This is a genomic window from Stutzerimonas urumqiensis, assembly GCF_003640395.1.
Taxonomy (GTDB): Bacteria; Pseudomonadota; Gammaproteobacteria; order Pseudomonadales; family Pseudomonadaceae; genus Stutzerimonas; species Stutzerimonas urumqiensis.
Genome location: NZ_RBZQ01000005.1, coordinates 66,234 through 79,138, shown reverse-complemented (window position 1 = coordinate 79,138; position 12,905 = coordinate 66,234). Strand labels below are relative to the sequence as shown.

General features: G+C 62.5%; 15 protein-coding genes. 11 read left to right on the top strand and 4 right to left on the bottom strand.

The features are described 5' to 3' along the window. Positions 1-3: 3 nt before the first annotated feature. The 8 genes from D7325_RS11175 to sthA all read left to right on the top strand — a co-directional run bounded on the left by D7325_RS11175 (position 4) and on the right by sthA (position 7,277). A complete protein-coding gene (locus D7325_RS11175) occupies positions 4-1,215 on the top strand; it encodes an NADH:ubiquinone reductase (Na(+)-transporting) subunit B (RefSeq protein ID WP_120995687.1) in 1,212 nt (403 codons plus the stop codon). Continuing rightward, the gene (locus D7325_RS11170; RefSeq protein WP_120995685.1) at positions 1,208-1,999 is read left to right on the top strand and encodes a Na(+)-translocating NADH-quinone reductase subunit C; all 792 of its coding nucleotides are present in this window, start codon (positions 1,208-1,210) and stop codon (positions 1,997-1,999) included. The genes D7325_RS11175 and D7325_RS11170 overlap by 8 nt, the downstream gene beginning before the upstream one ends. Positions 2,000-2,001: 2 nt before the next feature. Further along, the gene (locus tag D7325_RS11165; protein ID WP_120995683.1) at positions 2,002-2,670 is read left to right on the top strand and encodes an NADH:ubiquinone reductase (Na(+)-transporting) subunit D; all 669 of its coding nucleotides are present in this window, start codon (positions 2,002-2,004) and stop codon (positions 2,668-2,670) included. Continuing rightward, a complete protein-coding gene (gene nqrE, locus D7325_RS11160) occupies positions 2,670-3,278 on the top strand; it encodes an NADH:ubiquinone reductase (Na(+)-transporting) subunit E (RefSeq protein WP_120995681.1) in 609 nt (202 codons plus the stop codon). The genes D7325_RS11165 and nqrE overlap by 1 nt, the downstream gene beginning before the upstream one ends. A gap of 13 nt (positions 3,279-3,291) precedes the next feature. Next, complete coding sequence (gene nqrF, locus D7325_RS11155; protein WP_120995679.1) at positions 3,292-4,515, top strand: NADH:ubiquinone reductase (Na(+)-transporting) subunit F; 1,224 nt, start codon at positions 3,292-3,294, stop codon at positions 4,513-4,515. Then, entirely contained in the window at positions 4,499-5,542 is a 1,044-nt protein-coding gene (locus D7325_RS11150; RefSeq protein WP_120995677.1) for an FAD:protein FMN transferase, read from the top strand. Before nqrF ends, D7325_RS11150 begins: the two co-directional genes overlap by 17 nt. Then, the gene (nqrM, locus tag D7325_RS11145; RefSeq protein ID WP_120995675.1) at positions 5,539-5,769 is read left to right on the top strand and encodes a (Na+)-NQR maturation NqrM; all 231 of its coding nucleotides are present in this window, start codon (positions 5,539-5,541) and stop codon (positions 5,767-5,769) included. Before D7325_RS11150 ends, nqrM begins: the two co-directional genes overlap by 4 nt. Before the next feature lie 113 nt (positions 5,770-5,882). After that, positions 5,883-7,277: a Si-specific NAD(P)(+) transhydrogenase gene (gene sthA, locus D7325_RS11140; RefSeq protein WP_120995673.1), complete on the top strand. Its 1,395-nt coding sequence runs from the start codon at positions 5,883-5,885 to the stop codon at positions 7,275-7,277. A 90-nt stretch (positions 7,278-7,367) separates the two neighbouring features. Here the strand turns inward: sthA and D7325_RS11135 are convergent, their stop codons facing one another. Genes D7325_RS11135 through D7325_RS11125 form a run of 3 tightly spaced genes read right to left on the bottom strand, consistent with a single transcriptional unit; the run spans position 7,368 to position 8,955 of the window. Then, on the bottom strand, positions 7,368-8,105 hold the full coding sequence (locus tag D7325_RS11135; protein ID WP_120995671.1) for a glycerophosphodiester phosphodiesterase: 738 nt from the start codon (positions 8,103-8,105) through the stop codon (positions 7,368-7,370). Between the two features lie 5 nt (positions 8,106-8,110). Continuing rightward, the gene (locus D7325_RS11130) at positions 8,111-8,395 is read right to left on the bottom strand and encodes a phosphodiesterase (protein ID WP_120995669.1); all 285 of its coding nucleotides are present in this window, start codon (positions 8,393-8,395) and stop codon (positions 8,111-8,113) included. Continuing rightward, the gene (locus D7325_RS11125) at positions 8,392-8,955 is read right to left on the bottom strand and encodes a PilZ domain-containing protein (protein WP_120995667.1); all 564 of its coding nucleotides are present in this window, start codon (positions 8,953-8,955) and stop codon (positions 8,392-8,394) included. Before D7325_RS11125 ends, D7325_RS11130 begins: the two co-directional genes overlap by 4 nt. Before the next feature lie 98 nt (positions 8,956-9,053). Here D7325_RS11125 and D7325_RS11120 point away from each other — a divergent pair, with 98 nt between their 5' ends. Genes D7325_RS11120 through D7325_RS11110 form a run of 3 tightly spaced genes read left to right on the top strand, consistent with a single transcriptional unit; the run spans position 9,054 to position 12,239 of the window. Next, the gene (locus tag D7325_RS11120; protein WP_120995665.1) at positions 9,054-10,301 is read left to right on the top strand and encodes a lipoprotein-releasing ABC transporter permease subunit; all 1,248 of its coding nucleotides are present in this window, start codon (positions 9,054-9,056) and stop codon (positions 10,299-10,301) included. After that, the gene (gene lolD, locus D7325_RS11115; protein WP_120995663.1) at positions 10,294-10,995 is read left to right on the top strand and encodes a lipoprotein-releasing ABC transporter ATP-binding protein LolD; all 702 of its coding nucleotides are present in this window, start codon (positions 10,294-10,296) and stop codon (positions 10,993-10,995) included. The genes D7325_RS11120 and lolD overlap by 8 nt, the downstream gene beginning before the upstream one ends. Further along, a complete protein-coding gene (locus D7325_RS11110) occupies positions 10,995-12,239 on the top strand; it encodes a lipoprotein-releasing ABC transporter permease subunit (RefSeq protein ID WP_120995661.1) in 1,245 nt (414 codons plus the stop codon). Before lolD ends, D7325_RS11110 begins: the two co-directional genes overlap by 1 nt. Here D7325_RS11110 and D7325_RS11105 read toward each other — a convergent pair. Next, positions 12,230-12,772: a DUF2062 domain-containing protein gene (locus tag D7325_RS11105; RefSeq protein ID WP_120995659.1), complete on the bottom strand. Its 543-nt coding sequence runs from the start codon at positions 12,770-12,772 to the stop codon at positions 12,230-12,232. The genes D7325_RS11110 and D7325_RS11105 overlap by 10 nt on opposite strands. Positions 12,773-12,905 lie beyond the last annotated feature (133 nt).

Sequence of the window (12,905 nt, the reverse complement as noted above, 5' to 3'; positions counted from 1 at the left end):
TCGATGGGTTTGCGCGGTTTCTTTGACAAGATCGAGCACCATTTCGAAAAGGGCGGTCGCTACGAGAAGTGGTACGCGCTCTACGAAGCGGTCGACACCTTTCTCTATCGTCCGGCCTCGGTCACCAAGACCACGGCCCACGTGCGCGATGGCATCGATCTCAAGCGGATGATGATCACCGTCTGGCTGTGCACCTTTCCGGCCATGTTCTTCGGCATGTGGAACGTTGGTTACCAGGCCAACCAGTTGCTGGCTGCCACCCCGGAACTGATGGCCTCGCAGGAAGGCTGGCGCATTGCGCTGGTCGGCATGCTGGCCGGCTTCGACCCGGACAACCTCTGGCACAACTTCCTGCACGGCGCGGCCTGGTTCCTTCCCGTCTATGCGGTGACCTTCATCGTCGGCGGTTTCTGGGAGGTGCTGTTCGCCTCGATTCGCAAGCATGAGGTCAACGAAGGGTTCTTCGTCACGTCCGTACTGTTCGCGCTGACGTTGCCGCCGACCATCCCGCTCTGGCAGGTTGCGCTCGGCATCAGCTTCGGCGTGGTCATCGGCAAGGAAGTCTTCGGTGGCACCGGCAAGAACTTCCTCAACCCCGCCCTGACTGCGCGGGCGTTCCTGTTCTTCGCTTATCCGGCGCAAATGTCCGGTGACGAAGTCTGGACGGCGGTGGACGGCTATGCCGGCGCAACGGCGCTGGGGCTGAGCGCTGTCGGCGGGATCGACAATGTGGTCGCCAATGGCATCTCCTGGATGGATGCGTTCCTCGGCACCATTCACGGATCGATCGGTGAAACCAGCACGCTGGCTATTTTCATCGGCGGTGCCGTCCTGCTCGGTTCCAAGATCGCGTCCTGGCGCATCGTCTCTGGCGTGATGCTCGGCATGATCGCGCTGAGCAGCCTGCTCAACGCGATCGGCTCCGATACGAACCCGATGTTCGCAATGCCCTGGTACTGGCATATGGTCGTGGGCGGGTTCGCCTTCGGTCTGATCTTCATGGCCACCGACCCGGTCTCCGCTTCGATGACCAATACCGGCAAATGGATTTTCGGCGCCCTGATCGGCGTGATGGTTGTCCTCATCCGCGTGGTCAATCCAGCCTTCCCTGAAGGCATGATGCTGGCGATCCTGTTTGGCAACCTCTGCGCGCCCTTGATCGACCATTTCATCGTTCAGTCCAACATCAAGCGGAGGCTGGCGCGCAATGTCTAGTCAGAAAGAATCCACTGTCCGCACCCTGACGGTGGCCCTTTTGGTGTGCCTGGTCTGCTCGGTCTTCGTCGCCGGCGCCGCGGTGGCGCTGCGTCCGACGCAGCTCGAGAACCGTCAGCTCGACAAGCAGCGCAGCATCCTGGCCATCGCAGGGCTGGGCCAAGCCGGCATGTCCGGGCAGGAGATCCGCGACCTGTTCGAGGCGCGTATCGATCCGCGCCTCGTCGATCTGGAGACCGGCACGTTCAGCGATGAGTACGATCCCATCGCCTACGACCCGTTGCTGGCTGCGAAGGACCCGGACCTGTCCAAGCCGGTCCCGCCCTCCGAAGACATTGCCTCGATCAAGCGCAGGGAGCGCTACAGCACCGTCTATCTCGTTCAGGACGAACAAGGCGAGCTGCAGACGGTGGTCATTCCCGTGCGTGGCTACGGCTTGTGGTCGACGCTCTATGGCTTCATTGCGATCAAGGGAGACCTGAATACCGTCGAGGGCCTGGGCTTCTACCAGCACGGAGAAACGCCCGGCCTGGGCGGCGAAGTCGACAACCCTCGCTGGCGCAGCCAGTGGGAAGGCAAGCAGCTGTTCGACGAGAACGGCGAACTGGAGATTGAGGTCGTCAAGGGTGGCGTGGATCCGCAGAGCGCCGAGGCCGTGCATCAGGTCGATGGGCTGGCCGGTGCAACCCTGACCAGCAACGGTGTCAACAACCTGCTGCACTACTGGCTGGGCGAGGACGGTTTCGGTCCTTTTATCGCTAACCTGCGCGCTGGGGAGGCATGAGCATGTCGCAAGCTACTGTCAAAGAAGTTCTGTTCAATCCGATCTTCAACAACAACCCCATCGGCCTGCAGATTCTGGGTATCTGCTCGGCCCTTGCGGTGACTTCCAACCTGAAGACTGCCCTGGTCATGTCGATCGCGCTGACGCTCGTGACGGCATTCTCCAGCATGTTCATCTCGATGATTCGCAGCCAGATTCCCAGTTCGATCCGGATGATCGTGCAGATGGTGATCATCGCGTCGCTGGTCATCGTGGTGGACCAGGTGCTCAAGGCCTACGCCTTCGCACTCTCCAAGCAGCTGTCGGTGTTCGTCGGCCTGATCATCACGAACTGCATCGTGATGGGACGTGCCGAGGCATTCGCCATGCAGAACCCGCCGGTGCTGTCGTTTTTCGACGGCATCGGCAACGGGCTCGGCTACAGCGCCATGCTGATCGCGCTAGGCATCGTGCGCGAGCTGTTCGGCGCCGGCAAGCTGATGGGCTATACGATTCTGCCAGTGATCAATGATGGCGGCTGGTATCTGCCCAATGGCCTTTTGCTGCTGCCGCCATCGGCGTTCTTCCTCATCGGCCTGTTCATATGGGCGTTGCGTAGCTGGAAGAGGGAACAGGTCGAGTCGCCGAGCTATCGCATGGCGCCGCAGGTCTCGAGCAAGGAGGCGTACTGATGGAGCATTACATCAGCCTGTTCCTGCGCGCCGTGTTCGTCGAGAACATGGCTCTGGCCTTCTTCCTCGGCATGTGTACCTTCATCGCGATTTCGAAAAAGGTCGAGACGGCGATCGGCTTGGGCATTGCGGTCGTCGTCGTACAGGCCATCACGGTGCCAGCCAACAACCTGATCTACACCTACCTGCTCAAGAGTGGCGCGCTCGCCTGGGCTGGTCTGCCGGAGGTGGATCTCAGCTTCCTCGGTTTGCTGAGTTACATCGGTGTCATCGCGGCAATCGTCCAGATCCTTGAGATGCTGCTGGATAAGTACGTGCCGAGCCTCTACAACGCGCTCGGCGTCTTCCTGCCGTTGATCACCGTCAACTGCGCCATCATGGGCGGCACCCTTTTCATGGTCGAGCGCGATTACACCGCAGCGGAAAGTGTGGTGTACGGGTTCGGTTCGGGTATCTCCTGGGCGCTGGCAATCATGCTGCTGGCAGGCATTCGCGAGAAGCTCAAGTACAGCGATGTGCCGCAAGGATTGCAGGGGCTGGGCATCACCTTCATCACCATCGGCCTGATGTCGCTGGGCTTCATGTCTTTCTCTGGCGTACAGCTGTAAGGATGGATGACAGATGAGTTATGAGATCTTTCTGGCGATCGGCATGTTCACCGCGATCGTCATCGCGCTGGTGGTGCTGATTCTCGCCGCGCGCGCCAAGCTCGTGTCCAGCGGGGACGTCAATATCGAAATCAATGGCGAGCGGACCATCACCGTCCCCGCCGGTGGCAAGCTGCTGCAGACCCTGGCGGCCAATAACATCTTTCTCTCGTCCGCCTGCGGCGGCGGCGGCACCTGTGCCCAATGCAAGTGCGTTGTCGAGAGCGGCGGCGGCGAGATGCTGCCGACCGAAGAGTCCCACTTCAACCGACGTCAGGCTGCCGAAGGCTGGCGCCTGTCCTGCCAGACGCCGGTCAAGCAGGACATGAAGATCGAGGTGCCCGAGGAAGTCTTCGGCGTCAAGAAGTGGGAATGCACCGTCGAGTCGAATCCGAATGTCGCGACCTTCATCAAGGAGCTGACCTTGCGCCTGCCCGAGGGCGAGAACGTCAACTTCCGCGCGGGCGGCTATGTCCAGCTCGAGTGCCCTCCGCACACGGTCAGTTACAAAGATTTCGATATTCAGCCGGAATTCCGGGGCGACTGGGATAAGTTCAACCTCTGGAAGTTCGTGTCGAAGGTCGACGAGACCACCATCCGCGCCTACTCGATGGCCAACTATCCGGAAGAGCGCGGGATCGTGAAATTCAATATCCGCATCGCCTCGCCGCCACCCGGCAAGGACGACCTGCCGCCCGGCAAGATGTCCTCCTGGGTCTTCGGTCTCAAGCCCGGCGACAAGGTGACCGTCTACGGCCCCTTCGGTGAGTTCTTTGCCAAGGACACGGACGCGGAGATGGTCTTCATCGGCGGGGGTGCCGGCATGGCGCCGATGCGCTCGCACATTTTCGATCAGCTCAAGCGCCTGAAATCCAAGCGCAAGATGAGCTTCTGGTACGGCGCTCGCTCGCTGCGCGAAGCCTTCTATGTCGAAGAGTACGATCTGCTGCAGGCCGAGAACGAAAACTTCCGTTGGCACCTGGCACTGTCCGATCCACAGCCGGAAGACGACTGGCAGGGCCCGACCGGGTTCATCCACAACGTCCTGTTCGAGAACTACCTGAAGGATCACCCCGCGCCCGAAGATTGCGAGTTCTACATGTGCGGCCCGCCGATGATGAACGCGTCGGTCATCAAGATGCTGACCGACCTTGGAGTGGAGCCGGAGAACATCCTGCTCGATGACTTCGGCGGCTGATGTGATCGGAGCCTGCCTTCGCCTCTGTATTGCCGCCCTCGGGGCGGCAGTGCTTTCAGGCTGTTCCGGCGACAGCCTGGAGGTCTTTGGCGGCCCAACGATGGGCAGCACCTATTCGGTGAAATATGTACGCGCGAGCGACGGCCCGTCGGTCGACGCGCTGCGGGCGGAAACCGAAGCGATCCTGGCCGATCTCGACGCCGCCGTTTCAACCTATCGCGACGACTCGAGCATCCAGGCGTTCAATCGATTGCCCGTCGGCCACTGCATGCCGGTACCCGAGTCTGTCGTGACGCTCACCCGCTCCGGCATGGAACTGTCGCAGGAAAGCGGCGGCGCGCTGGACCTGACCTTGGAGCCTCTACTCGATTTGTGGGGTTTCGGCCCGAAGGGTCGGGTGGAACGACCACCGACCGAGGCGCAGGTCCGGCAGGTGCTGGACGAGCAGATCGGCCTGGATCACCTTCATCTCGAGGGCGACCGTCTTTGCAAGGACGCGCCCGTCGCGCTGGATTTCAACAGCATCGCCGCGGGTTACGCCGTGGATCAGGTGGCGCGACGGCTCGAGGCGCTCGGCATCGACCGCTATCTGGTCGAGATCACCGGCGAGTTGAAAGCTCAGGGCAGGAAACCGGACGGCTCGGCTTGGCGCATCGCCATCGAGGCCCCGCATGATGACGAACGCGTGGCACAGCGGATCGTCTCGCTCGACGGTCTCGCCGTGTCCACCTCGGGCGATTACCGCAATTATTACGAGCAGGATGGACGCCGGCTTTCCCATACGCTGGATCCGTCCACCGGCGCGCCGGTCACGCATCGACTGGCCTCGGTGACCGTTGCGCACCCATCGGCACTTCAGGCGGACGGGTTGTCCACTGTGTTAATGGTGATGGGGCCCGAGAAAGGCTTCGACTTCGCTCAGTCGCGAGGCATTGCCGCGCTCTTCGTCGTCCGCGGAGAGACTGATTTTGAAACCATGCACACCGAGGCGTTCGATACGCTGCTCGGTGAAGGAGGTGAGTCATGACCTGGTTGATCGTATTCGGGGTAATGCTGCTGGTCGTGCTGGGCATGTCGGTCGGCGTGATCATGGGGCGCAAGCCCATCGCGGGTTCTTGCGGTGGCATCGCTAACCTGGGCATCGAAAAAGAGTGCTCGATTTGTGGCGGAAGCCGCGAGAAGTGCGAGGAAGTCAATGCGCAAGCCGCGTCGAAAGGTGACGCGGCGCTTGCCTACGATGCCACGCGCCGCTAGCTGATATTTGCCGTACCGGTTCGCATCGGTCGATGCTGGCCTGCCAGGCGCACCAATGGATTTGTTGAACGCGTAGCGCCCTTCACGAGATGGCGCTCGCTCTGGAGCGAATGATGGCTGTCTACAACTATGACGTGGTGGTGCTGGGCTCGGGACCGGCGGGAGAGGGCGCGGCGATGAACGCGTCCAAGGCTGGACGCAAGGTGGCGGTGGTGGATAACCGATCCCAGGTCGGAGGCAACTCGACGCACCTTGGCACCATCCCGTCGAAGGCGCTGCGCCATTCGGTGCGGCAGATCATGCAGTACAACACCAATCCCTTGTTCCGGCAGATCGGCGAGCCTCGCTGGTTCTCCTTTCCGGATGTGCTCAAAAGCGCCGAAAAGGTAATTGGCAAGCAGGTGGCCGCCCGTACAGGCTATTACGCGCGTAATCGAATCGACCTGTTCTTCGGGACCGCCAGCTTTGCCGACGAGCACAGCGTCGAGGTGGTCTGCGCCAACGGCGTCGTGGAAAAGCTGGTGGCACCCCAAATCATCATCGCGACTGGCTCGCGTCCCTACCGTCCCGCTGATATCGATTTCTCCCATTCCCGCGTCTACGACAGCGACACCATCCTTGGACTGAGTCACACACCGCGGCGGTTGATCGTCTACGGTGCCGGCGTGATCGGTTGTGAATATGCCTCGATCTTCAGCGGGCTCGGTGTGTTGGTCGATCTGATCGACACGCGCGATCAGTTGCTGAGCTTCCTCGATGACGAGATATCCGACGCGCTCAGCTATCACCTGCGCAACAACAATGTGCTCATCCGGCATAACGAGGAATACGAGCGGGTCGAGGGCCTCGAGAACGGCGTCATCCTGCATCTTAAGTCAGGCAAGAAGATCAAGGCCGATGCGTTGCTCTGGTGTAACGGTCGGACCGGAAACACCGATCGGCTCGGGCTGGAGAACATCGGCATCAAGGTGAACTCCCGCGGGCAGGTTCAGGTCGATGAGCATTACCGTACGCAGGTGCCGAACATCTACGCCGCGGGCGACGTGATCGGCTGGCCGGCGCTGGCCAGCGCCGCCTACGACCAAGGGCGATCGGCAGCGGGAAGCATCGTGGAAAACGATAGCTGGCGGTTCGTCGATGACGTGCCGACGGGCATCTACACCATTCCCGAGATCAGCTCCCTCGGCAAGAACGAGCGCGAGCTGACGCAGGCCAAGATTCCCTACGAGGTCGGCAAGGCGTTCTTCAAGAGCATGGCGCGTGCGCAGATTGCCGGGGAGCCGGTCGGCATGCTGAAGATCCTGTTCCACCGCGAAACGATGGAAATCCTCGGTGTGCACTGCTTCGGCTACCAGGCCTCGGAGATCGTCCACATCGGCCAGGCGATCATGAACCAGAAGGGTGAGGCCAACTCCCTGAAGTACTTCGTCAACACCACCTTCAATTACCCGACGATGGCCGAGGCCTATCGAGTGGCGGCATTCGATGGCCTGAACCGGCTTTTTTGAGCGGCTCTGCCCGGCGACCCGAGCCGGGCGGGGGTGATCTGACCGGCGCCGGTGGGTGGCGTTGGCCGAACCGGGAAAGCTTCTAGCCCCTCATGCCGGCGTTGTCGCCGTCCGCTCGAGGACGGCCTTCGCCAGTCCGGGGTAGTCGGTGATCAGGCTATCCACACCCATGTCTGCAAGGCGCTGCATGGTCTCCGGATCGTTGACGGTCCAGCTCGAGACGTGCAGCCCCTGCTGCTGTGCGTCTTGAACAAGCGATGGCGTGCACAGCGTCCATTCGATTGCCAGAAGCGAGCATCCATAGCCTTTGGCAGTCTGAATCGGATCGATACGGCTGCCTTCAGCGACAAGACCGAGCGACAGCTGGGGCGCCAGTTCGCGTGCCGCTTGCAATACCGCCCGAGAAGACGAGGTCAGCGTCACCTGATCCATCAGCGCGTACCGACGAACCAGTGCGTCGAGTGTGACGACCAACGCCCGGGCGCGCTTCACCGAGGCGCTTTTTACCTCAAGCTGCCAATGACTGAATACGCACTGCTCGAAGAGGCTGGCAAGCGTCGGAATCGGGCAGGGCTCAGGCCAGCCGGGGCCGCCGCGCCGCGCATCCAGCTGAGTCAGCTCGACGACATCGAAATCGCTGACCCGCCCGGTCCGGCCCGTCGTGCGCCTGAGCGTGGGGTCGTGGATGACGACCAGTTCGCCGTCGCGTGACAGATGCAGGTCCAGCTCGCAGCGATCGACACCCTGCGCAAGGCACTGTCTGAAGCTGGCGAGAGTATTTTCGGGCGCCTCACCCCGGGCGCCACGATGGCCATAGAGGGCGATCATTGCAGTCACCGTGCGGGCGTATCGTGATGGCGCACCGCCGACACGACATGATCGTTTTCGAAGTAAACCGAGAAGGTTCGGTAATCCCAGCGGGTGATGGGAGGCGTTCCAACGGCGGGATGCTCCTGGTCCGGCAGGCCGAAACGCTCCAGGACTGCCAGACGCGAATCGCCTCGCGTGGGCGGATCGATGGCCGGGTTGCCCTGCTGTCCAACCGGGGTGATGCGCAGTTCGGCCAGTGCCCATGGCGCGGTGAGCGACAGCATGATGCAAAGCACGACTCCCTTCATGTGCGCTCCTCCGATGGCTCGCGCGCCAAGCGGCGCATCAGTGCCTGCTTCTGGAAAATGTGGCGCGCAAGCAGTTGCCGTTGCGCTTCGGTCAGCGCAGTGAACTCGAACCCAATCTCATGGCCATCGCCCTCTGCCTGGCAATGCACGACTTTCGCTGCCAATTGCAGGCCGGTCGTTCCGCCGAGCACGATGCTCAGCGTCATGTCCTCGCCGATGGGAAGGGGGACCGCGTTCGTCAGCCGTATGCCCCCTTCGGAAAGAATCACATCGCGCTGTTCACCGATGCCGCTCAACAGATGGCGAGCAAGTGCCTGGCTCAAGATGTCGAGGCGCCGGTTCTGGACTTTCAGATAAGTCGCCAGGGTTCGGTTGCGCTCGCCGAGTGCGCGCAGCAGGTGCTGGGCTTCGGACTCGAGCGCGTGCAATTCGCCGAGCAAGGTGAAGCCGGGCCCGTCCAGCAGCGCATTGGGCGGCGCCACGGCCGAGGTCATTTCCAGTGCGACGCGGTCTTCGATACGGTAGTATTCGCGGCGTTCATCGATGTCCAGATTAGACATGGCAATACCGTGGCAGTCCTGACGGCGCGAGTGTAACAGCCTCCAGTCGGCGGTGATTGCAGCTTCTTCGTTCAGCCCGCCAGCGAATTTCTTCCTCTATGTTCAGACCGCTTCCCGTCTATATCGGGGCCCGCTATACCCGCGCCAGACGCCGCAGTCTCTTCGTTTCGTTCATTTCCTTCACCTCGATGATGGGGCTGGCACTTGGCGTGCTGGTGATGATCGTCGTGCTGTCCGTCATGAACGGTTTCGATCATGAGATGCGCACTCGCGTGCTTGGGATGGTGCCGCACGCAACGATCGAGAGCCCTGTCCCGATTGCCAACTGGGGCGACCTTGCCACACGCCTGCAGGCGCATCCGGCAGTGGAGGCGGTGGCGCCCTTCGTTCAACTCCAGGGCTTGCTAACGAACGAGGGGAGCGTCCAGAAGATTCTCATCAATGGCATCGAACCGGCCGCCGAGCGTCAGGTATCGATCATCGAGGGCTTCATTCGCGAAGGATCGTTCGACAGCCTGAGCGCGGGCGCCTTCAACATCATCATTGGCGACAAGGCTGCCCGCGAGCTCGGCGTAGCCATCGGCGACAAGCTCACCTTCGTCGCGCCGGAGGTGACGGTGACGCCGGCCGGCATGTTTCCACGCATGAAGCGCTTCACCGTAAGCGGCATCTTTCATGTGGGCGCCGGTGAGATCGACGGCTACGTGGCGCTTGCCCATCGCGCCGACCTCGCTCGCTTGCAGCGTTGGGAGCCGAACGAAGTGCAGGGCTTGCGCCTCAAGTTCGACGACCTTTTCCAGGCGCCGCGCATCGCCTGGGAGCTGGCGAGCCAGCTGGGCGACAACTTCTACTCGCGCGATTGGACCCGCACGCACGGCAACCTGTATCAGGCCATCCGCATGGAGAAGGCCATCATCGGCCTGCTTCTGCTGCTCATCGTTGCGGTGGCGGCGTTCAATATCATCTCGACCTTGGTCATGGTCGTGACCGACAAGCGTGGCGATATCGCCATCCTGCGCACACTCGGCGCGACGCCGGGGCAGATCATGGCGGTGTTCATGGTGCAGGGCACCGTGATCGGCGTCGTCGGAACGGCGATCGGCGCCGTGCTGGGCATGCTGTCGGCGCTCAATGTCAGCGCCTGGATCGCGGCCCTGGAGCGGTTGCTTGGCCACAAGTTCCTGAGCGCTGATGTCTATTTCATCGATTACCTGCCGTCTCGCCTGATGACCGAGGATGTCGTCCTGGTCTGCGGCGCCGCCTTGTTGCTCAGTTTTCTCGCGACCCTTTACCCGGCCTGGCGTGCGGCACGAACGCAGCCTGCGGAGGCGCTACGTTATGAATGAAGTGAACCCCACCGGCGAGCAGCCGGTACTGCGATGCCGAAACCTGGGCAAGCGCTACGAAGAGGGCCCCGCGTCGGTCGACGTGTTGGCAGGGCTGGAGCTGGAGCTGTTCGCCGGTCAACGCATCGCCGTGGTCGGTAGTTCGGGGTCGGGCAAGAGTACGTTGCTGAATTTGCTCGGTGGCCTGGACACACCCAGCGAGGGCAGCGTTTGGCTGGCCGGCGAGGAGTTGTCTGCGCTGGATGAAAAGGCGCGCGGTTTGCTGCGCAACCGGGCGCTCGGCTTCGTCTACCAGTTTCACCACCTGTTGCCGGAATTCACCGCGCTCGAGAACGTGTGCATGCCTCTGCTGATCGGCAAGGTAGCTATCGCCGAGGCACGGGCGCGCGCGCATGAGCTGCTCGAGCGGGTGGGCCTGGCGCACCGCCTGGATCACAAGCCGGCCGAGCTGTCGGGCGGCGAGCGCCAGCGTGTCGCTATCGCGCGTGCGCTGGCCAATCGGCCGGCCCTGGTCCTGCTGGATGAACCGACCGGTAACCTGGATCACCATACGGCGCAGGCGATCCAGGCCCTGATGCTGGAATTGAGCCAGTCGTCGAGAACCGCATTCCTCGTGGTCACGCACGATCCGGCGCTGGCGGCGCAAATGGACCGCACGCTTCGTCTCGAGGACGGCCGGTTGGTGAATGCCTGATGTTCAGACCGCTGAGCTTGTATATCGGCAGCCGCTACACGCGGGCCAAACGGCGCAATCACTACATTTCCTTCATTTCTCTGAGCTCGATGATCGGCCTGGCGCTCGGTGTGCTGTCGATGATCGTGGTGCTGTCGGTCATGAACGGCTTCCAACGCGAGATGAGCGCTCGCATCCTCGGCCTGGTGCCGCATGCGATGGTGTTCGCCCCGGAGCCTTCGACGCAGTGGCTGTCGCAGATGAAGCGCGCGGAGCAGGCGCCGGGTGTGGTCGCGGCGGCGCCCTTGACCGAGCTGGAAGGCATGCTGTCCTACAAGGGCGCCATGCAGCCGATTCAGGTTCACGGGATCGATCCGGCCTACGAGCCGGCGGTGTCGATCATCGGTTCTCGCCTGGTCGCGGGCGAGCTGGAAGATCTAGAGCCCGGTCGCTTCGGCGTCATCGTGGGCCTGATGACGGCTCGCCGGTTCGGCCTGAGCGTCGGCGACAAGCTGACGCTGATCGTGCCGGAAGCCAGCTCGGCGGCCGGCGGGGTGACGCCGCGGCTGCAGCGGCTCACGGTCGTCGGCGTGTTCAAGGTCGGTGCCGAGCTGGATGGCAGCCTCGCGATGATCCATCGCGCCGATGCCGCACGCATTCTGCGTTGGGACGAGCAGGCGGTGGAAGGAATCCGGCTGAAGGTCGACGACCTGTACCAGGCTCCGGTCATCGCACGGAACCTGGCTGGCGCTCTTGGCGAGACGTTCGCCGCGAACGACTGGACGCAAACCCAGGGCAGCCTGTTCAGCGCCATGAAGATGGAAAAAACCATGATCGGGCTGCTGCTCATGCTGATCATCGCCGTCGCGGCGTTCAATATCATCGCCACCCTGATCATGGTGGTGGCGGACAAGCGCGCCGACATCGCGATCCTGCGAACGCTGGGCGCCACGCCGGTACAGGTCATGGCAGTGTTCGTCGTGCAGGGCAGCATCATCGGGTTTACCGGAACGCTGCTTGGCGGTGTGCTGGGCGTCCTCATGGCGTTGAACGTCAGTGAGGTGGTCGGCTGGCTGGAGCGCCTATCGGGCCAGGCGATCTTCAGCTCGGACGTGTATTTCATCAGCACGCTGCCCTCTGAGTTGCGAGGCTCCGATGTCGCGCTGGTATCCATTGCCGCGCTGGCCATGAGCTTCCTGGCGACGCTCTACCCGGCATGGCGGGCCGCACAGACCTCTCCCGCCGAGGCGCTGCGTTACGAGTGATCGGCCCTCTGCTTGTCCTGCAGCCGGTTCGCCTGGCGACGACGCCAGCTGCGACCGACCCACCAGCGCCAGTAGAGCTGCGTCAGGCTGTAGCCCATGCCGGCCAGCAGGATCGCCATGACCAGCGAGCCCAGGTAAAGCGGCTGCCAGTGGGTCTGTAGCAGCGAAGTCACCCAGTCGAGCGTGAGGTGTTCCGGCATCGCGAAGGTCGGTGTTCCGAGCAGCCAGGTTCCGACCCGGTAGTTGCAGTAGAACACCGGCGGCATGGTCAGCGGGTTGGTCAGCCAGACGAGGCCGACGGCGATCGGCAGGTTGGCGCGGCTGGGTATGGCGCAGCTGGCGGCGGCCAGCATCTGCATGGGCATCGGGATCATGGCCCAGAACAGCCCTATCGCCATGGCCCGCGCAACCGAGTGTCGATTCAGATGCCAGAGGTTGGGGTCGTGGATCAGCGTGCCGAGGAAGCGTAACGATCGGTTCTCTTTCACGCGATCGGGGTGCGGCATGTAACGTCTGATGAAGCGGCGCGGCATGGAAACTCTCTGTCAGCGGGCGCGGCGAAATTATGCCCCGATTCTGTGCGCCGACGCGCGTGGTTTGTGACTGACAGCCCCCATACTGCGCTACGCCGGGCTTGAGGCAGGACGCCTTCGACGGTTCTCGTCG